The organism is Microbacterium sp. Soil_N32, from assembly GCF_057655505.1.
The window spans coordinates 57,900-79,626 of sequence record NZ_JBDGME010000015.1 but is presented as its reverse complement, the minus strand read 5'-3'; the positions used below and the strand labels follow the sequence as shown (position 1 = coordinate 79,626).

The window sequence follows — 21,727 nt, the reverse complement described above, 5'->3', positions numbered from 1 at the left end:
CGGCGCATCCCTCATTCTGCAGAGATCGCGGCCGGGGTGGAAGGGCGACGACGGCGGTATGCCGCGAAGAACCCTCCCGACAGCAGCAGGAGCAGCGCCAGCAGCACCATCCCCCACGTCATCTCGGCACCCGTCGTCGCCAGCGGGTCGGCGGCCTGCACGTCGCTCGTCGCCACCGCCGTCAGCACGGCGTCGTCGGTCTGCTCGCTCGGCGATTCGACCACCACGGCGTTGCTCACCGAGGGGTACGCGGCCTCCCCGACGTTCACGTGCAGCGTCAGCTCCACCAGATCGCCGGCGGCGACCCCGTCGGTCAGCGTCCACGTCACGATGCGACCGTCCACCCGCACGCCCTCGTCGGGCGACGAGACGAAGGTCAGCCCGTCGGGAAGCGCATCCGTCACCGTCACGGGTCCCGGGTCGGCAGTCGGTCCGTCGTTGCGCACGACGATCCGGTACTCCCCCGGTGTGCCGGCCTTGAGCTGCCCGACCGCCGTCTTCGAGACGACGAGCGCCGCCATCGGCGGAACCACGACGGCATCCTCGACGGAGTTGTCCGCCGGAGTGCGATCGGGGGTCGCGTCGGTGATCTCCGCCGCCGTCACCGACGCGGTGTTCACCACCTGCGGGTAGGCGCCGACATCGACACGCGTGCGCAGCGTCAGCTCGGATGCGGTCGCAGCCGGGGCGACGGTGAGGGCGTACCGCGCCGTCACCCGGGTGCCCGCCGCCGGATCGTCGGCATCGACCGGCTCGATCGACTCGACGGTCCAGTCGTCGCCGACCTCGTCGCCGACCTCGGTGAGCACCGTGAGCCCCGCCGGCATGACGTCGGTCACGACGATGTCGGAGGCCTCGGACGGACCGGCGTTGGCGACCTGCAGCGAGAACGGCAGCGCATCGCCGATGCGGACCGCCGACGCGTCGTGCGACTTCGTGATCGACAGGTCGACCGCACGCGTCACCGTGAGATCGGCGCGACCGGAGTCGTTCGCCGGGTTCGGGTCGGGCGTACCCGACGCGGCCGTGGCCACGTTGGTCAGCACGGTGCCGGTCGCGACGGACGCGTCGATCGTCACCTCGAACTCGATCGACGGGGCGGTCGCGCCGTTCGCGAGCCCCGCGCTCTGCGGCAGTTGGACGAACGTCACCACCTGCGGGTCGGCGTCATCGGCCTCCACCGCCCAGGCGTCGGCGTCGTCTCCGAGCATCCGCTCGAAGCGCGTGCCCGCGGGCAGCGTGTCGACCACGGTGAGCGGACCCACGGCGTCGCTCGGGCCCACGTTGTCGACGAAGATCCGGTAGCGGGCGGTCTCGCCCGCCACGGCGACGTCGGTCGTCTCGCCGCGCTCGTCGAACGCGGTCTTGGTCACCTGCAGGTCGGCACGGGTCGTGACCTCGATCGCTGCCGAGTCGCTGTCCTCGTGGGGCGACGTGCGGCGACTGTCGGTCCAGGTGAGATCCGCCGTGTTGACGAGCTCCTCGCCCGTGGGCACGCTCGAGGCGACGCGAGCCACGACGGTGATCGTGCTCTCCCCCACCGGGTGCGCGGCGCGCACGCAGTCGAGGCCGTCCCGGTCGCAGTCCCAGCCCGTGCCGCTGATCGACACGACGGTGAGGCCGGTCGGCAGCAGATCCGAGACGAACGCGTCGGCGACAGAGGGGCCGTCGTTGTCGACCGTGATCGTGTACGTCACGTCGGTTCCGGCGATCCACGGACCGTCGGCGACGGACTTGACGATCGACATCTCCGCGAGCGTCACGATGTCGACCGGCGCCTCAGCGTGGTTGTTCGACGGGTCGGAGTCCTCGGGAGCCGTGACGTCGGCGACATTCACGAGGCGCTGCTCGCGCACGTCGGGGGCCACGGCGGCGGTCACCACGACGACCACGGTCTGTCCGACCGCGAGCGTGCCCGCGCCGGTCACCGCCTCCCAGGCGAGGGAGCGCCCGTCGTCGCTCACGACCGGGGTGGCCGTGCCCGCACCGGTGCCGGCGACGTCGATCGTCGACGAGACGTACGTCATGCCCGCCGGCAGACGGTCGGTGATCGAGATGGGCGCGCTCGAGCTGCTCGGACCGTCGTTCGTGACGGTGAGGACGAACCGCGTCCGGGTGCCGGCCACGACCTCGGGGATCGTGCCCGCGGGAACGGGCGCGCCGTCGGCATCGAGCGCCTGCTTGACGATCGACAGGTCGGCGACCCGGTCGGATGCCGTCGTGGCGATGTCGCGCGGGGCGTTGGTGGCGTTCGTCGCCGAGGCGACGACGGCGTTCTCGATCACCGCTCCCGGCTCGAGCGCCGAGTCCACGGTGTAGACCACGACGAACGAACGGGTGTCGTCGCCCGCGGTGGTGCGGATCGTGCCGCCCAGCGTGAACGTGTCGCCGGCGCCCGGGCCCGCAGTGCGGGTCCACGTGCCGTTCTCGTCGACGACAGTCGAGTAGGTGAGCATGCTCGGCACCTCGTCGACCACCCGCACGCCGCGCGCGTCGGCGGGGCCGTTGTTGGTGACGATCACTCGGTAGGCGATGTCCTCGCCCGCGACGGGCTCGGGAAGCGCCTCGCCGTACTGCGCCGCGTCCTTCCAGACGCCGCCGTCGTTCACGACGCGCGTCTTGGTGACGGCCAGCGTGGTGGCGTCACCGGGGGTGACGGTCGCGGTCGACGCGTTGTTCGTCGGCGTCGGGTCGTTCGTCGCTCCCGCGGTCACCGTCGCCGTGTTGGCGACCGCTCCCCCGGTCCACGACGGGGCGACCAGTCCGGTGAGCGACAGGCTCTGCGCCGGGCCGACGGGCAGCGTCGCCCCCGCGTAGGTCCACGTGATCGTGTCGCCGGCGGTGGCCGGCCAGCCGTTCGAGGCCGTGACCGTCCACGAGGTGAGGCCCGCAGAGGGGTCCTGCACGTCGGTGATGCCGGCCGGGATCGTGTCGGTCACGGTGATGCGTGCGTCGCTCGTCGATGCGGCGACCGACGGCCCGTTGTTGCGCACGGCGATGTTCCACGTGATCGGGCGACCAGCGGTCGGCGCCGTGGTGTTCACGGTCTTCTGCACCGCCAGGTCCGCTGACGTAGTGATCGCCTTCGTCACCACCGAGCTGTTGTCTTTCGCGATGTCAGCGGTCGTCTCGTACGTGCGAGTCTTCGCATCGACGGTGTTCTTCGCACTGCCGGTGGCGGTCGCCGCGATCGTGACGTTCGCTGTCAGCTCGATGCGGTCAGCTCCATTCGCCGCCAGGGTGAGCCCGTTGGTTCCAAGCACGAAGGGGTTCGTCGGCGTGCCTACGCCCGTCAGCGTCACCGCCGTGGAGGACGTTGCCATCCGAGACGAGTAGTACCGCGCAGTGAACGGCCCCGTCGTCACTCCGGCGGGGAGCTCCGCGCTATCGGTCACGACGAACGGTCCGTTCGCGGCATCCGGTCCCTGGTTGGTGAGCGTGATGCGCCACTGCGGTTGCGCGTAGCCGCTGCGCAGCGTGTCTCCGGCGGTCCAGGCGCCCTGCGCCGTGCCGCCGACCGCCGCCTTGACGACCTTGAGGTCGGCACGGTCGATGTGAGCGTTCGCCTGCGCCCCGTTACTCACGTAGGAGGTCGAGAGGCTCTGCGTCTCACCCGACGTGTCGGTCACCGTCGCGGAGAGCCGGTTGGTATGCGGGATCGTCGATCCTGCTCCGGCCGCGACGGCGTCCTTCGTCGGGGTTGCGGAGAAGGTGATGACGGCGGTGCGCTGAACCTCGTTGTTGTCGCCGAGTCCCGCGAGCAGCGGCGCCGACGACGGAGTGCCGAGGGTCCACGTGAGGGTCTGGCGTCCGTCGGACGTCGTACCGAGCTTCGGGTCGCCGAGGGCGACCGCATCGGCCGCACCGATCTTCGCCGTCGGTGTGACCCGAGTGTCGTACTGCCAGTGGGCCGGCAGCGTGTCGGTCATGGTCACAGTCTGCGCGGCGCCGGTTCCGACGTTGAGCGCTTTCAGCGACCAGCCGAAGGACTCCCCGATGAAGGCGCGCGAGCCGTTGCTCGCCGCCTTCTCGAGCTGGACGTTCGGGAACAGCGGCGTCACCTCCGCCGTACTCTCGGCGGCGGCGATGCTCCCCCCACCGGGTAGGCGTCCGGTGCCGGGCTGGTACACCCATCCGCCCGCCGTCGCCGAAGCGTACGTCGTCACGGTGGCGGTGTTCTTGTGCGCGACGTTCTCGAGCGAGGCCGCAGCGACGAAGGTCGCGCGGTAGGCGAAGTCCGTCGAAGCACCCACACCGAGCTCGTCGATCGTCCAGCGGATCGTCCCCCCACGGCCGTCGCGAATGGCGTCTGGGTCGGCGATTTCGGCGCCGACGAACACACTCTGCGTCGTATCGATGCGGATGCCCGAGGGCACGACGTCCTGCACGATGGCACCGAAGGCGGTCGAGCCGCCACGGTTCGTCGCGGTGATCCGGTACATGAAGCCTTGATCGGGCTCGCCCACGGCCGACGACCTGAACGCAGAGTTCTGGGCCTGCTGCTGCTTCACGTCTTTCGTGACGACGACATCGGGGTTGAGAATCGTCACCGAGGCGTCATCGATGACCGATCGCGCGTCTCCATCACGGGTCGAGCCATCGACCTTCGTCCACGAGAACGTCGCGGTATTCACCGGTACCGCCGACGCGACCTGATCTGTGATCCGCGCGCGGAAGGTCACCGTGATGGTCCGCTCGGCGTCGGCGGCGAGGATGTCGTCGGCTCGGATCGGCCACTCGATGGCGTCACCCGAGCGGACCGGTGCGCCGATGGTCGGCACACCGGCCGCTCCCGCCCAGTCCGCGCTCTCGGTGTGCGGGCCCTCGGGCAGGAACTCGATGCCGTGCGGCAGCTCGTCGAAGAGCGACACGTCGTAGAAGTTCGTTCGCGCGGGGAGGCGCGTCGTCACCGTGTAGGTGACTTCCTCTCCCACCGCCGCACGGTCGGGGGTGACGGACTTCGTCACCTGCGCCTCGGGCATCCGCACCGTGGCCTCGGCCTCGGCGGTGAAGGACGCTCGGCGCGCGGTCGTGTCTCGGTCGCCGTCGATCGTCGAGGGGAGTGAGTAACCCGTGAGCTGCGCACGGTTCGTGAATTCCGAGCCACCACCGGCGATCGCCTCCACGCTGCCCGTGTAGGTGAGGGTCGGTTTCGCGCCGGCCCCACCGAGCTGCGGGATGCGCCATTCGATCAGCGTGCCGGCTCCGGCGCTCGTGTCGATCACATCGCCGTCGACCGCGCACGGCCCGACGACGGTCGCCTTCCCCGTGGCCGTAGAGAGGTCGCTCGGGCTGATCTCTGGCGGAAGGCAGTCGCGCACGACCACATCGAACAGGGCCGGGGACCCGGCCACGCTCGAAGCGGTGAGGGTATAGACGACCTCACCGCTCGCGGTCACGACGGTCGAGCTCGACGTCTTGGTCAACGCGGGCTGCGGTTCGAGGTAGTCGACGTTCGCCGTCGCCTGACGAGTGAGCTGCGCGCCGGCGTTCGACGAGTTCGGGTCGCCGAAGACGAAGGAGGCGCGGTTGGTGAGGGTGCGGTTGCCGCCGAGATCCTCCACCCAGGCGGTGATCCGCACGCGGAAGATCTGCGTCTGAGCCGTCTCGTTCGTGTAGGTGCTCGGGAAGGTGAGCACGCCATGAGCCGCGCCGTCGGTGTCAGCGGTGCGGAATCCCTCCGTGCCGTCGACGGTGTCGATCGGCTCGCCGCCGGGGCCGAAGTACGCGGCGCTGCCGGCGACGTACTGATAACCGACGGAGCCGCCCCGGTACGAGAGTCGCCCCCCGTCGGACAGCACGGCATTCCGCACGCTGGTGCGGGCGGGGATCTCGACGGAGTACTCGAACGTGGCGTACTCGCCGGCGACGATCGCGTTCGCCGGGTTCGCACTGCCCTCGTCAAGGTCGTACTCGCCGAACGGGGTGCCGGTCGTCGGACCGATCTCGGTGGAGATGAGCTTCTTGCGCACGTCGACGTCGGGCAGGTGCACCTCGGCGGCATCGACCGTGTCGACGTCAGACACGCGCACCTCGCCGTTCTGCGGCGTGCGGGTGGTCAGCTGCTGACCGCCTCCGTCGCGCTGCGGCACGATCGTGGTCGTGCGCGTCGCCGAGTTCTCGATGCCGTAGCTGACGATGCCGGCGGTGTTGACGTACTGCTGGTTCACCTGCGCCGGGGCACCGCCGCCGGCCACACCGGACGGGACGTTCAGCGTGTACCCGAGCGACAGTCCGCGCACGGTTCCTTCGGTATCCGGCGTGGGCGCTGTCGTGCCTGCGATTGAGGCGCCGATCGTCCACACGATCACGGAGCGGCCCGCGAATGCGGGGGCGAGGGCGACGCCCGCGGGCAGCTGGCCCGCATCGTACCCGCGCACGTCCACCGCGTCTTTCCCGATCGGCGTGTAGGCGCCGTCGGGGGTGGACGCGCTGGCGTCATAAAGGTCGGCCGCGTATCCGCTGATGTCGGCTGCCGTCACTCCTGCGGGGAGGACGTCCCACACCACGTAGTCAGTGGTCGGGTTCTGCGGCGCCGTCACATCGAGACGGAACTCGACCTTCTGGGCCTGCTTCACCGTCGACGAATCGGTGCGATCACCGAATGAGCCCGGCAGCGGCGTGCCGTCTATCGCCGCGATGCCCTTGCTCAGCGTCGATCCCCAGTCGAGGTCGATGCCGGCGTCGGCACGACCGAACTCGATCGCGCGGTCGACGTTCACCTGCAGGTACTTGGCCTGGTTCTTGGGGTTGTCGACCTCGTCGGGCGAGGCCGACTGGCCGACGACCTCGCCGGCGATGTAGGCGGTCACCCGGCTGCCCGCGGGCATGAACCGGTCTTCGCTCGCGGTCCTGTTCTGCGCGCCGAGCGTCCAGGTCAGAGAGTTCGAGGTGGTCTGCGGGCTCGGCACGAACGCCTCGGGGAAGCCGTCGGTTCCGCGCGCGACCGGGGCGCTCGGCGCCGGCGATCCGGGGATGCCGCTCCAGGTGTAGAGCACGTCGCGGAAGGCGATGCCCTCCGGGAAGTAATCGGTCAACTCCACGTTGCGCGAATCGATGCCGCGGGCGAGCTGCAGGTCGACGCGGTACCAGACGGTGTCGCCGGGCGAGAACGGGCGCGTGGCCTGGGCGACCCAGGCCGACGGCGCGGTGGTCAGCTCCTCGCCGCGCTCGAGCACGGTCTTGGTCAGGCTGCTGCTCGCCGAGGCGATGGTCGCGGAGGAGTCGTCCCAGGTGAGGAACGCACCGCCGACACGGTCCGACAGCACGGGGTCGTTCGCGATCGCGGTGATCGGCTGGGTGCGAGCAGTGACCTCGACGTGGTTGACGAAGCTGTCGCCGGCACTCGTGCCGCCGTTGCCGCCGGTGTAGTTGGAGCGCTGCATCGCCGTGTACTTCGCCGTGAGGGTGCCGTTCGCAGGGATGTCGTCGGCGCCGAACACGATCGTGAACGTGCCCGCCTGGGGCGCGTAGTCGATCGAGACGAGATTCAGGTCGTCGGAGAGCTCGGCGCCCGCGGCGGACGACGGGTACGTGCAGGTGTCGCCGGGCACGGCGCCGTTCCAGACGTCGGAGGTCACCGTCTCGCCGGCGATCATCAGGCGCACGCCGTCGCCCGCGACCGGGAACGCCGGGCAGAGACCGTTGGGGATGACGTCGGTGAGCACGATGTCGCTCGCGTCGACGTACTCGCTCACGTCGACCTGCACCGAATACACGGCCAGGACGCCGGTGTCGAAGGTGTCTCCGCTGTCGACGCTCTTCAGCACCCGCACGTCGACGGCGTCGACGATCTCGGAATCGTGGTCGGCGACGGCACGCAGAGCCGGATCGTCGTTCAGCACCGGGCCCTGGTAGGCGCCGGAGGCGTGGGCGACGTTGCGCTGGCTCTGGGCGCCCGCGGGTACGACGGTCGAACCGTGGCGCGTCGAGGGGCCGGTGTTGTTGCCGAGGTTCGCCGCCTGCTCGCCGCTCTGCGGGCTCGGCGCGGTGCCGTCGGCCCACAGCGCGTTCTCGAACAGCGGCACGGCGGCGCGGTAGCGGATCTCCCGCTCGGCCCCGGCGGGGAGGTCGCCGATCGTCCAGGTCACCTTGGTGTACACACCGGCGCCGGGGAGGTCGAGCGCGCGGGCCTCGTCGGCCGACATCTGCACGGTCTCGACGACCTCGCCGGAGGTCGCGCCCGCGTCGAGAGCCGCGGCGGTCGGGTACTCGCGAGCAGCGGAGTTGTCGTCGGCGCGACCAGCGCCGAGGTACTCGAGACCGGCGGGCAGGTAATCGGTGACGACGACGCCGTTCGTGGCGGCACGGTCGGTGTTCGTCACGCGCAGCGTGTACTCGGTGGGGTGGTCGTGCGCACCGCGCAGCAGCTCGGCCTCGGCGCTCGGCTCGGTCTTCACGATGCGCAGAGCGCCGATCTTCACCTCGGCCTGAGCCGTGCCGGCGCCGGAGGTGTGGTCCGCGGTGCGCGAGACGCTCGCCGAGCCGTCGAAGGTCGGGATGCGGGTGGGGTCGTTGCTCGTGAAGGCGCGGATCGCGAAGGGCACGGTCGCGCCGACGGGCGAGACCGCTTCGTCGACGGTGAGGCGGATGCGCGCCGACACGGTGCCGCCCTGCGGGAGGTCGTTCACGTTCGACCACACCAGGACCTGTGCGCCCTCGGGCACGGCGCAGAGGTACGGGGTCTTCGAGTCGACGGGAGCGCCGACGAGTCCGAGAGAGGCGCAGTCGGGCGTGGGCAGCTGCGCCGTCCGCGTCGCGTTCGGCAGGATGCTCCCCGCGGGGTAGACCTTCGCCGCACCGAAGGCGCCCGAGTCCGCCAGCTGCACGCTGGCGGGCGCGACCGCCATGAGGCTGAGGTTGAACTGCTTGCCCCCCGTGCCCTGGGCGGGGTTCGTGACCGCGACGTCGAACTCGACCGGATCGCCCGCGAGGACGAAGTCCTTCTTCGCCCCGGACGAATCGACGGCGTTCATCGTCACCGTCGGCGTCCACTCCTGGGCTGCGGCCATCTGGGCGGTCGCGCCGACCACCAGAGCCCCGGCGATCAGGGAGAGGACGGCGGTGACGGCCGTCAGGCTCCGGGCGCGCGTGAAAGTCTTCCGACGCATGGTCGAACGCATGGCGATGCTCCCCTTGGTCCCGCGCACCCTTCCCCGATGCGCGGGTTCTCCCCTTCGCGCAGGCGCGAGTGCGCCCGGCGGGTCGAAGGAGCTTCGGGTTCCTTCGACCGCCACAGCGCCGGTCCGACTCAGGGCTCGGACACATGCCTGCCGGCCGTGCTCAGCACAGCAGAATCACACTACAAGACACGAAGTGTTTTGTTCAAGTGAATATATTTGCGCGGCCTCCGGCGGAGCATCCGGAGACGACGAAAGGGCCGGACCCGAAGGTCCGACCCTTTCGCAGGAAGCAAATGCTTACTTGATGATCTTCGTCACCGTACCGGCGCCGACCGTACGACCACCCTCACGGATGGCGAAGCCGAGGCCCTCCTCCATGGCGATCGGCTGGATCAGCTCGACCGTCATGTCGGTGGTGTCGCCGGGCATGACCATCTCGGTGCCCTCGGGCAGCGAGATGACGCCGGTGACGTCGGTGGTACGGAAGTAGAACTGCGGGCGGTAGTTCGTGTAGAAGGGGTTGTGGCGGCCACCCTCGTCCTTGGACAGGATGTACGCGGTGCCCTCGAAGTCGGTGTGCGGCGTGACCGAACCCGGCTTCACGATGACCTGGCCGCGCTCGACGTCCTCACGCTTGGTGCCGCGGAGCAGCAGACCACAGTTCTCGCCGGCCCAAGCCTCGTCGAGCTGCTTGTGGAACATCTCGATACCCGTGACCGTGGTCTTGACGGTCGGACGGAGTCCGACGATCTCGACCTCGGAGTTGATGGCCAGCGTGCCACGTTCGGCGCGACCCGTGACGACGGTTCCACGACCGGTGATCGTGAAGACGTCCTCGACGGGCATCAGGAACGGCTTGTCGCGGTCACGCTCGGGGTCCGGCACGCTGTCGTCGACAGCCTGCATCAGGTCGAGGATGGCCTGCGTCCACTTCTCGTCGCCCTCGAGGGCCTTGAGAGCGGAGACGCGGACGACCGGAGCCTCGTCGCCGTCGAAGCCCTGGCTGGAGAGCAGCTCACGGACCTCGAGCTCGACGAGCTCCAGGATCTCCTCGTCGTCGACCGCGTCGGACTTGTTCAGCGCGACGAGCAGGTAGGGAACGCCGACCTGCTTGGCGAGCAGAACGTGCTCGCGGGTCTGAGCCATCGGGCCGTCGGTGGCGGCGACCACGAGGATCGCGCCGTCCATCTGAGCGGCACCGGTGATCATGTTCTTGACGTAGTCGGCGTGACCGGGCGCGTCGACGTGCGCGTAGTGGCGCTTCGGGGTCTCGTACTCGATGTGCGAGATGTTGATGGTGATACCACGCTGACGCTCTTCCGGCGCCGAGTCGATGGAAGCGAAGTCGCGCTGCACGTTGGTGTCGGACGGGTACTTGTCGGCAAGCACCTTCGAGATCGCTGCGGAGAGCGTGGTCTTGCCGTGGTCGACGTGACCGATCGTTCCGATGTTGACGTGCGGCTTGGTCCGCTCGAACTTGGCCTTAGCCACTGGGTCCTCCTCAGGACGTCGTTGTAGAGGTGCCGGGCACTGGATTGCGACCGGTTCTCTACGGGTGTGAATCTCAGTTTAGTAGAGAGGGAATGTGAAGTTGTAGGTGACCTGGGAGCCGACCCCGTCGCATGCTCGGGGGCCGGCACCCAGAAGTGTTACTCGCCCTTGGCCTTCTGGACGATCTCGTCGGCCACGGCGCGGGGAACCTCAGCGTAGCTGTGGAACTCCATCGAGTAGACGGCGCGACCCGAGGTCTTCGAGCGCAGGTCGCCGATGTAGCCGAACATCTCGGACAGCGGCACCTGGGCGCGGACGACCTTGACGCCTGCGGCGTCCTCCATCGACTGGATCTGGCCACGACGCGAGTTCAGGTCGCCGATGACGTCGCCCATGTACTCCTCCGGAGTACGGACCTCGACGGCCATCAGCGGCTCGAGCAGCACGGGGTTGGCGCGGCGCGCCGCCTCCTTGAAGCCCATGGAACCCGCGATCTTGAACGCCATCTCCGAGGAGTCGACGTCGTGGGCGGCACCATCGACGATGGTCGCGCGAACGCCGACCATCGGGTAGCCGGCGAGCACGCCGACGTTCATGGCGTCCTGGAAACCGGCGTCGATCGAGCCGATGTACTCGCGCGGGATGCGGCCACCGGTCACCGAGTTGACGAATTCGTAGGTCTTGTCGCCGTCGAGCTCGAGGGGCTCGATGGTGAACTGGATCTTTGCGAACTGTCCGGAACCACCGGTCTGCTTCTTGTGCGTGTAGTCGTGCTTCTCGACGGCCTTCTTGATCGTCTCGCGGTAGGCCACCTGGGGCTTTCCGACGTTCGCCTCGACGCGGAACTCGCGCTTCATGCGGTCGACGAGGATGTCGAGGTGCAGCTCGCCCATGCCCTTGATGGTCGTCTGACCGGTCTCGGGGTTGAGCTCCGTGCGGAAGGTCGGGTCCTCTTCGGCGAGCTTCTGGATCGCGGTGCCCAGCTTCTCCTGGTCGGCCTTGGTCTTCGGCTCGATGGCGACCTCAATGACGGGCTCGGGGAACGTCATCGACTCGAGGACGACGGGCGCGTCGATCGCGGCGAGGGTGTCACCGGTGGTGGTGTCCTTCAGGCCGATCACGGCGTAGATGTTGCCCGCGGTGAGCGAGTCGACCGGGTTCTCCTTGTTGGCGTGCATCTGGAAGATCTTCCCGATGCGCTCCTTCTTGCCCTTGGTCGAGTTGATGACGGCCGAGCCCGAGTCGAGGTGACCCGAGTAGACGCGCACGTACGTGAGGCGACCGAAGAAGGGATGCACCGCGACCTTGAACGCGAGCGCGGCGAAGGGGTCTTTCGCGTCGGGGTGACGCTCGATGACCTTCTCCTCGTCCTTCGGGTCGTGCGCCTCGATGGCACCGACGTCGAGGGGGTTGGGAAGGTAGTCGACGACCGCGTCGAGCATCGGCTGCACGCCGCGGTTCTTGAACGCCGAGCCGCAGAGGACCGGGTAGATCTCGCTGGCGACGACCATCTTGCGGATGGCGCCCTTGATCTCGGCGACCGAGAGCTCCTCGCCGCCGAAGAACTTCTCGAGCAGCGCGTCGTCGGTCTCGGCGACGGTCTCGAGCAGGGTCTGGCGGTACTCCTCGGCCTTCTCCTTGAGGTCGGCCGGGATCTCCTGGATCTCGTACGAGGCACCCATGGTGACGTCACCCTTGGCATCGCCGGGCCACACCAGGGCGCGCATCTCGATGAGGTCGACGACGCCGACGAAGTCGTTCTCGGCACCGATCGGCAGCTGGAGGACCAGCGGCTTGGCACCGAGGCGGTTCACGATGGTGTCGACGGTGAAGTAGAAGTCCGCGCCGAGCTTGTCCATCTTGTTGACGAAGCAGATGCGGGGGACGTTGTACTTGTCGGCCTGACGCCACACGGTCTCGGACTGGGGCTCGACGCCCTCCTTGCCGTCGAACACGGCGACCGCGCCGTCGAGCACGCGGAGCGAACGCTCCACCTCGACGGTGAAGTCCACGTGACCGGGGGTGTCGATGATGTTGATCTGGTTCTTGTTCCAGAAGCAGGTCACGGCGGCAGACGTGATCGTGATGCCGCGCTCCTTCTCCTGCTCCATCCAGTCGGTCGTCGAGGCGCCGTCGTGCGTCTCGCCGAGCTTGTGGTTGACGCCCGTGTAGAACAGGATGCGCTCGGTGGTGGTGGTCTTGCCGGCATCGATGTGAGCCATGATGCCGATGTTGCGGACCTTGCTCAGGTCGGTGAGCACGTCTTGTGCCACAGGAGTGTCCTTATCGTTTTGGCAGGTGAACTGCGAAGAGAGGGTGCCCGCCCCCGACCCGGGGGCCGGGGGCGGGCGAGGCTGTTACCAGCGGTAGTGAGCGAACGCGCGGTTCGACTCGGCCATCTTGTGCGTGTCCTCGCGGCGCTTGACCGCGGCACCGAGGCCGTTCGACGCGTCGAGGATCTCGTTCTGCAGACGCTCGGTCATCGTCTTCTCACGACGGCCCTTGGCGTAGCTGACGAGCCAGCGCAGCGCGAGGGTGTTCGCGCGGTGCGGCTTGACCTCGACCGGCACCTGGTAGGTCGAACCACCGACGCGGCGGCTGCGGACCTCGAGGGTGGGACGGACGTTGTCGAGCGCCTTCTTGAGCGTGGCGACGGCATCCTGGCCGTTCTTCGCCTCGACGCCGCGGAGGGCGCCGTAGACGATCGACTCGGCCAGCGACTTCTTGCCGTCGACGAGGATCTTGTTCACCAGCGAGGTGACGATCGGAGCGCCGTAGACCGGGTCGTTGACGACGGGGCGCTTGGGGGCGGGACCCTTACGAGGCATCTAACTCAACCCTTCTTCGCGCCGTAGCGGGAACGAGCCTGCTTACGGTTCTTGACGGCCTGGGTGTCCAGGGCGCCGCGGACGATCTTGTAACGCACACCGGGGAGGTCCTTCACACGACCGCCGCGGACGAGCACGAGCGAGTGCTCCTGCAGGTTGTGGCCCTCGCCGGGGATGTAGGCGGTGACCTCGGTGCCGTTGCGGAGCTTCACACGGGCGACCTTGCGCATCGCCGAGTTCGGCTTCTTCGGGGTGGTGGTGTAGACGCGGGTGCAGACCCCGGCCTGCTGCGGGTTCGACTTCAGGGCGGGAGCCTTGGTCTTGGTGACCTTCGGCGAGCGACCCTTGCGAACCAACTGCTGAATGGTTGGCACGTTCTCTCCTCATAGTGCTGCACGGTGACAGCGTGATGGGTTTCACATCATGACCCACCGGCGCGCCTGAGCAGACGAGCTTTTGGTGTGATGGGTATGCCGTGGGGGCGGACCGGTCATGGGACCGGCGCCCAGCGCGCACGTCGAGACGTGCACACACCTGATCAAGTGTAATGCCGCGTCACAGAACTGGTCAAATGGGTCCGGTCACGACGGATCGGCGTCGAAGGGCGAGTCGAGCGACTGCGTGAGCTCGGCCAGCAGCGCCTCGATCTGCGGCTCGACGTGCTGCGAGACCGCGGTCTGGATGCGCATGCGGTGACGCAGGAGCAGGCCGCAGATCTCGCGTCCGACCAGGTTGGCGTACTCGTCGGCCAGAGCGACCTCCTGCCGGAGCGCGACCTTCGCCTCCTCGCTCAGCGGCGGGAGGGGCGGCAGCGCCTCGGCGGCGTCGTCGGCGAGTTCAGCGATCGTGAAGAGGAACGGCGCGCCCGGCACCGGCTCGGGGTCGAGCGGCAGCCCGTCGAACTCGGGGTCGAGGTCTTCCGTGGGGCGGTAGCTGCGCGCCCGGTTGCGCGCGGCCTGCTGATCGAGCTCGCTCTGCAGCATCGGAAGGTTGCGCGCGGTGTACTCGGCGACCGCGTGGTCGACGATGGTCTTGAGGCGGGTGGAGAGTCCGTGCTGCACGCCGTGCGGAACGGTGCCGGCGATCCCGGCGGCCGAGAGCATCGGCGACCCGAGGCAGCGGCGGCACGGTGCGGTGCGGCCGCGGTGCGTCGCCGGCTCCCACCGCGGCACCCAACGCAGCCAGGCCTCGACGGCCTGGTCGACCTGCGTCTCCAACGAGCGCTCCACCCCTCCAGCGTACGCGTGGGGCGTGTTCCCGGGCGACACGCCCGGCGGACGGCGCGTCATCCCTCGGAGTCGCGCTCCCAGGGCCAGCGCGGATGCCCCGCCCCCGACCGCCGCATCACGATGCCGCCGCAGGCCGCGATGCCCGCCGCGACGAGCAGGACGGCACTCGTGCCGCCCCGCACCAGATCGCCGGCGACCGCCGTCGCGAGCAGGAAGCTGGCGGTCACGGACGTGGTGACGATCCAGACCACGACGAGGTGGGCGAGCGCGGCGCACACCGCGATCACCGCGGCGGAGGAGAACGACGGCGGCCGACGGCGCAGGGCGACGAGCAGCAGCCCGGCGAAGGCGACGAGAGCGCCGAGCATCCCTCCGACCCCCGGCCCCTGCCCGAGACCCGGCGCGGAGATGATGTCGGTGTCGGTGGCCACGCTCAGCGCGCCGACCCCGAAGACCGCGAGCGCGAAGAAGCCGACCGTCGCGAAGACCGTCGCCAGGACAGGAGAGACCCCCGCGGGATCGGATCCGCGGGGGCCTCTCGACGACGGCTCGTCCATCACCTCGCCAGTGTGGGTCCGGCCTCGAGCGTGCGCTCGTACTCGCGCTGCGCCTCGATGTTCAGTTCGGTCTTGCGAGCACCGCTGCGGGCGACCCAGGCGCCGAACCAGATGGTCAGTTCGCGGGCGAAGACGAACGCGGCGATCGCCAGGGGGGCCAGCAGCTCGCCGTTCACCACGTCGGCGGCGGCGGACGCGCGGATCGCCCAGAAGGGCGCCTCGAACAGCTGGCCGAGGATGTGGCCGCCGTAGGCGATCACGCCGACGACGATGCCGAAGATGACCCACAGGCCCCAGCGACCGCGGTTGATGATGGCGCCGAGCAGCCAGAAGCCGAGGAAGAAGACCACGACGGGGGTCCAGAAGCCCCATGTCGTGAGCGGCGCCAGGGCCGCCTCTCCCAGGTTCTCGGCGGTGACGTCGCCGGCGATCGCGCCGAGTCCGAGAGTGGCGCCGAGGTAGAGGAGGGCGAAGGCGAGCGTGGCCAGCAGGCCGATCGCGCCGGCCGTGCCGCGGTTGCCGCGGTCGCGTGGCGGCTCGGGCGCCTGCACGAAGATCGGCTGCGGACCCGAGAAGCCGCTCGTGCCGGTCACGGGCTCGGACGGGACGATCGTCGTGTCGGTGCGGTCGGAGGCCGCGTAGGCCGAGTCTGCCATCGGCGAGCGGTCGGCGTCGCGCACGGTCGAGGTGGTGTGCACAGCCGTGGCATCGTCGTCGCGCCAGCGGTCGGCGGCGCGCGCCGCCTCCTCGCGGGTCTCGGCCTCGTCGCGGGCGGCCTCGGAGCGGGCGGCCTCGTCGCGGGCAGCAGCCTCGCGGGCAGCGACCTCGCGCGCGTCGTCGTCGCGGCGCTCGTCGTCGGTGCGGAACTCGGTGCGCGGGGCATCCGTCGATCCGGCCGCAGCCGCAGCCGTGCCGGCGCCGGCCGTGGTGAAGGTGCCGGGGTGATCGCGCTCGGCGGCCTCGAAGGCCGCGAGATCCGGGTCGACCGCGGCGGCGTTGCGGTCGGCGTCTGCGGGGGCGGCGTCGCGGGTCGCCGCGTCGTTCGCCGGCGTACCGGGCACGTCGCCGCGCGCGGCCGCGGCCGCGTCGAGACCGGCGTTCGCGCTGTCGACGACGTGGTCGACGTCCTTCGGCTTGTCGGCCGGGTGAACCTCGGGGTCGCTCATGGGGTGCGCCTCTCGTCGAAATGTGCAGTGCCGAGGCTACCGCCGCGCGCGGACAGCGCTCGGGAGGCGTGCCGACGTGTCGCCAGACGCCTCTCCCCCGCTGCGACGCTCTCTCAGGGGAACGCGGCCCGCAGGATGTCGCCGGCGAGCGCGGCGAGGGCCGGGGCCATGGGCAGCGACAGCCACAGCAGCCCTCCGATGACGGCCGCGCACAGGATGCCGGCGACCCAGCTCATGCCGAGATTGCGCCCGCCGATCCGTGCCATGCGCTCACGCTACGACGTTGACCGATATTCCGGTGGGAGCAACGCCGCGATCCGCGCGTCGTCGTCGCCGCGCCGAGAGGTTCCCCCGCGGAAGCGCCGCACGGGCCCGCTCGGTACACTCCTGGTATGGCTGACAGTTCCTTTGACATCGTCTCGAAAGTGGATCACCAGGAGGCCGAGAACGCCCTCAACCAGGCCCGCAAAGAGGTCGAGCAGCGCTACGACTTCAAGGGCACCGGCGCGTCGATCGCGTGGAGCGGCGAGCAGGTGCTCATCACGGCGAACACCGAGGAGCGCGCCAACGCGGTGCTCGACGTCTTCCAGTCGAAGCTCATCAAGCGAGGCATCTCGCTGAAGTCCCTCGAGTCGGGCGACCCGTTCGCGAGCGGCAAGGAGTTCCGCATCGTCTCGAGCCTGAAGGACGGCATCTCGTCGGAGAACGCGAAGAAGATCAACAAGATCATTCGCGACGAGGGCCCCAAGGGCGTGAAGAGCCAGATCCAGGGCGACGAGCTGCGCGTGCAGTCGAAGAGCCGCGACGACCTGCAGGCCGTCATCGCGCTGCTGAAGGGCTCGGACCTCGACATCGATCTGCAGTTCATCAACTACCGCTGAGCATCCGCCCTGCCGCGCGCAGCGCCCGCTCATGAGCCCCTCGACCTCCGGGTCGGGGGGCTCTTCCGTCGGTCCGCCGCCAGGCGGGATCGCGACGACGCAAGGGCATGCACTCTGCCGCCGCATAGGTGCATGATGTAGTTTCCTGCCGAGGGCGAATGGGGCGCCCTCCGCACGAGAGAACTCTGGGGTCAACTCGATGAACACGATCGAAAGCCGCCGCACGGGCGACGCCAAGCAGCTGCTGGCAGACGAGGTCTTCCACCACATCGGTCAGCGGATCGTCGACGGCGCACTGGCGCCGGGCGACCGCATCCGCGACGTGGCCGTCGCCGACGAACTGCACGTGTCGCGCACCCCCGTGCGCGAGGCGCTGCAGCGTCTTGAGCGGCTGGGGCTCGTGACGATGTACCCCAGCCGCTACACCGAGGTCACGCCCGTCTCGCCCGAGACGGTCGCGTCGACCCGCGAGTTCGCGGGCTATCAGGCCGGGGTCTCGGCACGGATGGGCGTGCCGCGCCTCACCGAGACCGAACGAGCGGCGGCCGTGCAGCTCGTCGACGGCCTCGACGACGCTCTCCCCTCGGGCGCGCAGACGTCGGAGCGGCGGTGGGAGTTGTTCTCGTACCTGGGCGCTCGGTCGAACAACCCGCGTCACGGGGCGATCATCGACGATGCGAGCTTCGCGATCTTCCGCAACCTGCGCGACTGGGTGGTACCCGTCGACGACCACGAGCGGATGCGGGGCATCCACGCCGAGCTGCGCGACGCGGTGCGGCTCGGCGACGGGGATGCCGCCGAGCGGCTCGCCCGTCTCATGTACTACGTCTGATCTCCCGCGAGGGGCCACCCGGCCCGCCACCCGGCGATCCACAGCGCGAGTCGCCGGTACGCGTCCTCCCGGGCGGCATGCGCCGACAGGAACACGTCGTGCAGCGCCCCGTCGATGCGCTCGACGGTCACCGACGGCCCCAGTCGCAGGGCCGCCCGGGCGATGTCGTCGACGACGAGCACCGAGTCGGCGCGCGTCAGCTCATCGGACCAGCGCGTCGGCGTCGCCGAGCGCGCCGACAGCAGCACGCACACCGGGGCGTCGATCGCGAGCCCGGCCGAGACGGAGCGGTGCCCGTTGAGGATGGCGTGCAACCACCCGGCGTGCACCGCCATGGTCTGCAACGGCCGCCACCGCAGGTCGACCTCGACCGGGTCGTCAGGGTCGGCCACCTCCTGCTGCGCGCGGCTGTAGAACCCGAGGTCGACCTGCGGCGCCGCGTCGAGGGGCCGCAGACGCGCGCCGAGTTCGACGACGGGCGCGATGGCCGCCCGCGCCGCCGCCACCTGGAACTCCAGCCACGGGCTGTTCAGCACCACGGCATCCGCCGCCCCCGGATGCCGGGAGGCCCACAGGCTGAGTGTCAGGCCACCCGTCGAATGCCCGAGCAGCACGAGTCGGCGCCCCGGCGCCTCCGGCGGCGGAGCAACCGCCGAGTCGGCCCCGGTGGACCGGACCGGATGCCCCATGACCGCCAGCGCCGCCGCGATGTCCTCGTCGTACGTGCGGAGGTCGGTCACGTAGCCCGGCGTCTGCCCGTCGCGCAGGCTGCGCCCGTACTTGCGCAGGTCGAGCGCGAAGAATCGCGCGCCGCGCGACGTCCAGAACCGGGCGAGGCGCTTCTGGAAGAAGTAGTCGGACCACCCGTGTACGTAGAGCACGTCGACGCCGTCGAGCATCGGACGTCGCCCGCGGATGCTCTTCCACCACGGGACCTCCGCCGGAAGCGCCCGCACGAGAGTCGCCACCACGGGGCCCTCGTCGTCGTCGGCGAGCGTCAGCGTGCGCTGCGCGAATTCGTCGCCGAGGACGTCGGGGATCCACTCCGAGCGGTCGTCAGCCATGCGGCCAGGCTAGCCGACGGGCCTCGCGGCCCCCCGTCACGTCACTCGCCGCGCGAGACCCGCACCATCTCGTCGCGCGGCACGACCTTGACGCGGGCCCGCTCCTGCGGCGCTCCGAGGCCGATCTCGTGCTCGTCGAGACGGTGCCATCCGTCGAGGTCGGTCCACAGCACGCCGCGCTCCTGCAGCAGAGCCGGGATGGCCTCCTCCGAGGGCTCCTCGGGCCGCCACCACGACCCCTGGTCGTTGATGAGGTGACGCACGGTCTCCATCGCGTCGGACTTCGTGTGGCCGATGAGGCCGACCGGCCCGCGCTTGATCCAGCCGGTGGCGTAGAGGCCGGGAACGCGCTCGTTCGAGTCCTTCGCGAGGACCTGACCCTCGTGGTTCGGGATCACGCCGTGCTTCTTGTCGAACGGCACGCCGTCGAGCGGCGAGCCGAAGTATCCGATGGCGCGGTACAGGGCCTGCACCTCGACCTCGCGCATCTCGCCGGTGCCTTCGGCACCGCCCTGGCCGTCGGGACGGGTGCGCTCGTACACCAGCGCCGCGACGCGACCGGCCTCGTCGGTGCGCACCTCGACCGGGCGCGCCCAGAAGTGCAGGTGCAGGCGGCGCGACGCCGTGCCGCCGGCATTGTTGACCGAGTCGCGCTTGCGCCACGACTGCAGGATGCGGTCGATGACCATGACCTGCTTGTTGCTGGCCACGGCATCCTTCGACGCCTCGTCGTAGTCGAAGTCCTCGTCGTAAACGACCATGTCGACGTCGCGCAGCTCGCCCAGCTCGCGCAGCTCGAGCGGGGTGAACTTCACCTGCGCCGGGCCGCGGCGGCCGAACACGTGCACGTCGGTCACGGCGCTCTGCTGCAGACCCTCGTACACGTTCTGAGGAACCTCGGTCACCAGCAGGTCCTCGGCGTGCTTCGCGAGCATGCGCGACACGTCGAGCGCGACGTTGCCGTTGCCCAGAACCGCGACGGACGCCGCGTCGAGCGGCCACTCGCGCGGCACGTCGGGGTGACCGTCGAACCAGCTGACGTAGTCGGCGGCGCCGTACGAGCCGACCGCGTCGATACCGGGGATGTCGAGCGTGGTGTCGCGGATCGCGCCGGTGGCGAAGATCACCGCGTTGTAGTGCTTCTTGAGGTCGTCGAGGGTGATGTCCTGCCCGAAGCGCACGTTGCCGAAGAGCCGGATGTCGCCGCGGTCGAGCACGTCGCGCAGCGCGTTGATGATGCCCTTGATGCGGGGGTGGTCGGGGGCCACGCCGTAGCGGACGAGACCGTACGGCGCCGGCAGCTGCTCGAACAGGTCGATCGACACGTCGAACTTGCGCTCGGCCTTCAACAGCAGGTCTGCCGCGTAGATGCCCGCGGGTCCTGCACCGACGATGGCCAGACGGAGCTTGGTCATGGGAGTCCTTTCGTGGGCCTGCGGCCCGGGCGCGCGGCGGGACGGAGCACCGCCGCGCCGGCGGGTCAGCTGGAGCGCTCGGCGAGGGTCTTCGCGAAACGCGTCAGCGCCTCGCGAACAGTGCCCTGCGGGAGCGGACGGAGCGCATCGATCGCATCGCGCGTCCAGGCCAGGGCGAGGTCGAGGGTCTGCGCCGTGGCCGCGTGGTCGCGCAGCTCGGCGAGGGCGGCGTCGAGGATCGCGGGGTCGGCGCCGTCGGCGATGCGCGTCACCCCGTCGTCGATGCGCGCCGCGAGGTCGGTGGTGTCGGCGGCCTTGCCCGCCTTCAGCAGCAGATACGGCATGGTCGGCACCCCGGCCCGCAGATCGGTGCCGGGGACCTTGCCGGTGTCTTCGGGCTTCGACGACAGGTCGATCACGTCGTCGAGCAGCTGGAAGGCCACGCCGATCTTCTCGCCGTACACGCGCAGCGGCTCGACGTACTCGGCCGGGGCGTTCGAGAAGATCGCGCCGCCCTGGGTCGCGGCGGCGATCAGCGAGCCGGTCTTGTCGGCGAGCACCTGCAGGTAGAAGTCGATCGGGTCGTCGTCGGGCTGGGCACCGAGCGTCTCGTGCATCTGCCCGAGCACGAGGCGCTCGAACGTGTCGGCCTGCAGACGGATGGCCCGCTCCCCCAGGCGCGACATGAGCTGGCTCGCGCGGGAGAACAGGATGTCGCCGGTGAGGATGGCGATGTTGTTGCCCCATACCGTCTGCGCGGCCGGAACTCCGCGGCGCCGGTCGGCACCGTCCATGACGTCGTCGTGGTACAGCGACCCGAGGTGGGTGATCTCGAGCGCCTTCGCCACGTCGATCACCTCGGGGGTGTTGCCGTCGCCGAGCTGCGCAGCCAGGAGCGTGAGCACCGGGCGGATGCGCTTGCCCCCCGCCTCGTACAGGTATCGGCTCGCGGCGTCGGCGAGCGGGTCGGCGACGCGCACGTCGGCGGCGAGCCCGGTCTCGACGAGCTCGAGGCCGTCTTCGATGGAGCGGGCGACGCGACGGGCGGCAGGGCCGATGAAGACACGGTCGCTGAAACCGAGTCGGCTCGCCAGTCGCGAACCCGGGGCAACGGGGCTCGAAGTCACGGGATCAGCCTACCG

14 protein-coding genes are annotated in these 21,727 nt (G+C 69.8%); 2 read left to right on the top strand and 12 right to left on the bottom strand.

All coding sequences use genetic code 11. From position 1 onward, the window contains the following. Positions 1 to 11: 11 nt before the first annotated feature. The 9 genes from AC3A3J_RS03775 to AC3A3J_RS03735 all read right to left on the bottom strand — a co-directional run bounded on the left by AC3A3J_RS03775 (position 12) and on the right by AC3A3J_RS03735 (position 16,659). Positions 12 to 9,110 carry an isopeptide-forming domain-containing fimbrial protein gene (locus AC3A3J_RS03775; protein WP_487671017.1) on the bottom strand — a complete coding sequence of 3,033 codons (9,099 nt, stop codon included), beginning with the start codon at positions 9,108 to 9,110 and terminating at the stop codon, positions 12 to 14. Positions 9,111 to 9,419: 309 nt separating this feature from the next. Continuing rightward, positions 9,420 to 10,613 carry an elongation factor Tu gene (tuf, locus tag AC3A3J_RS03770; RefSeq protein ID WP_314651689.1) on the bottom strand — a complete coding sequence of 398 codons (1,194 nt, stop codon included), beginning with the start codon at positions 10,611 to 10,613 and terminating at the stop codon, positions 9,420 to 9,422. A gap of 158 nt (positions 10,614 to 10,771) precedes the next feature. After that, the gene (fusA, locus tag AC3A3J_RS03765) at positions 10,772 to 12,886 is read right to left on the bottom strand and encodes an elongation factor G (protein WP_487671016.1); all 2,115 of its coding nucleotides are present in this window, start codon (positions 12,884 to 12,886) and stop codon (positions 10,772 to 10,774) included. Positions 12,887 to 12,970: 84 nt separating this feature from the next. Further along, the gene (gene rpsG / locus AC3A3J_RS03760) at positions 12,971 to 13,441 is read right to left on the bottom strand and encodes a 30S ribosomal protein S7 (RefSeq protein ID WP_017201608.1); all 471 of its coding nucleotides are present in this window, start codon (positions 13,439 to 13,441) and stop codon (positions 12,971 to 12,973) included. Between the two features lie 5 nt (positions 13,442 to 13,446). Next, positions 13,447 to 13,815 (bottom strand): 30S ribosomal protein S12, encoded by a 369-nt coding sequence (gene rpsL / locus AC3A3J_RS03755; RefSeq protein WP_017201609.1) that lies wholly within the window; start codon positions 13,813 to 13,815, stop codon positions 13,447 to 13,449. A 207-nt stretch (positions 13,816 to 14,022) separates the two neighbouring features. After that, positions 14,023 to 14,670 (bottom strand): spermidine/putrescine ABC transporter substrate-binding protein, encoded by a 648-nt coding sequence (locus tag AC3A3J_RS03750; protein WP_314651695.1) that lies wholly within the window; start codon positions 14,668 to 14,670, stop codon positions 14,023 to 14,025. Between the two features lie 56 nt (positions 14,671 to 14,726). Continuing rightward, positions 14,727 to 15,227, bottom strand: coding sequence for a DUF6121 family protein (locus AC3A3J_RS03745; RefSeq protein ID WP_487671066.1), 501 nt, complete (start codon positions 15,225 to 15,227; stop codon positions 14,727 to 14,729). Continuing rightward, positions 15,227 to 16,393 (bottom strand): ABC transporter, encoded by a 1,167-nt coding sequence (locus tag AC3A3J_RS03740; protein WP_487671015.1) that lies wholly within the window; start codon positions 16,391 to 16,393, stop codon positions 15,227 to 15,229. The genes AC3A3J_RS03745 and AC3A3J_RS03740 overlap by 1 nt, the downstream gene beginning before the upstream one ends. Before the next feature lie 113 nt (positions 16,394 to 16,506). After that, positions 16,507 to 16,659, bottom strand: a complete 153-nt coding sequence (locus AC3A3J_RS03735) for a hypothetical protein (RefSeq protein ID WP_487671014.1) — start codon at positions 16,657 to 16,659, stop codon at positions 16,507 to 16,509. 126 nt (positions 16,660 to 16,785) lie between these two features. Between AC3A3J_RS03735 and AC3A3J_RS03730 the strand changes: the two genes are divergently transcribed. Beyond that, the gene (locus AC3A3J_RS03730; protein ID WP_487671013.1) at positions 16,786 to 17,274 is read left to right on the top strand and encodes a YajQ family cyclic di-GMP-binding protein; all 489 of its coding nucleotides are present in this window, start codon (positions 16,786 to 16,788) and stop codon (positions 17,272 to 17,274) included. Between the two features lie 199 nt (positions 17,275 to 17,473). Beyond that, positions 17,474 to 18,106: a GntR family transcriptional regulator gene (locus AC3A3J_RS03725; protein ID WP_487671012.1), complete on the top strand. Its 633-nt coding sequence runs from the start codon at positions 17,474 to 17,476 to the stop codon at positions 18,104 to 18,106. On the opposite strand, the gene AC3A3J_RS03720 is transcribed toward AC3A3J_RS03725, so the two are convergent. The 3 genes from AC3A3J_RS03720 to AC3A3J_RS03710 form a co-directional block, all read right to left on the bottom strand. After that, positions 18,097 to 19,170, bottom strand: a complete 1,074-nt coding sequence (locus tag AC3A3J_RS03720) for an alpha/beta hydrolase (protein ID WP_487671011.1) — start codon at positions 19,168 to 19,170, stop codon at positions 18,097 to 18,099. The genes AC3A3J_RS03725 and AC3A3J_RS03720 overlap by 10 nt on opposite strands. 41 nt (positions 19,171 to 19,211) lie before the next feature. Continuing rightward, positions 19,212 to 20,585, bottom strand: a complete 1,374-nt coding sequence (locus AC3A3J_RS03715; RefSeq protein ID WP_487671010.1) for an FAD-dependent oxidoreductase — start codon at positions 20,583 to 20,585, stop codon at positions 19,212 to 19,214. Between the two features lie 65 nt (positions 20,586 to 20,650). After that, entirely contained in the window at positions 20,651 to 21,712 is a 1,062-nt protein-coding gene (locus AC3A3J_RS03710; protein WP_487671009.1) for a polyprenyl synthetase family protein, read from the bottom strand. Between the last annotated feature and the right edge of the window lie 15 nt (positions 21,713 to 21,727).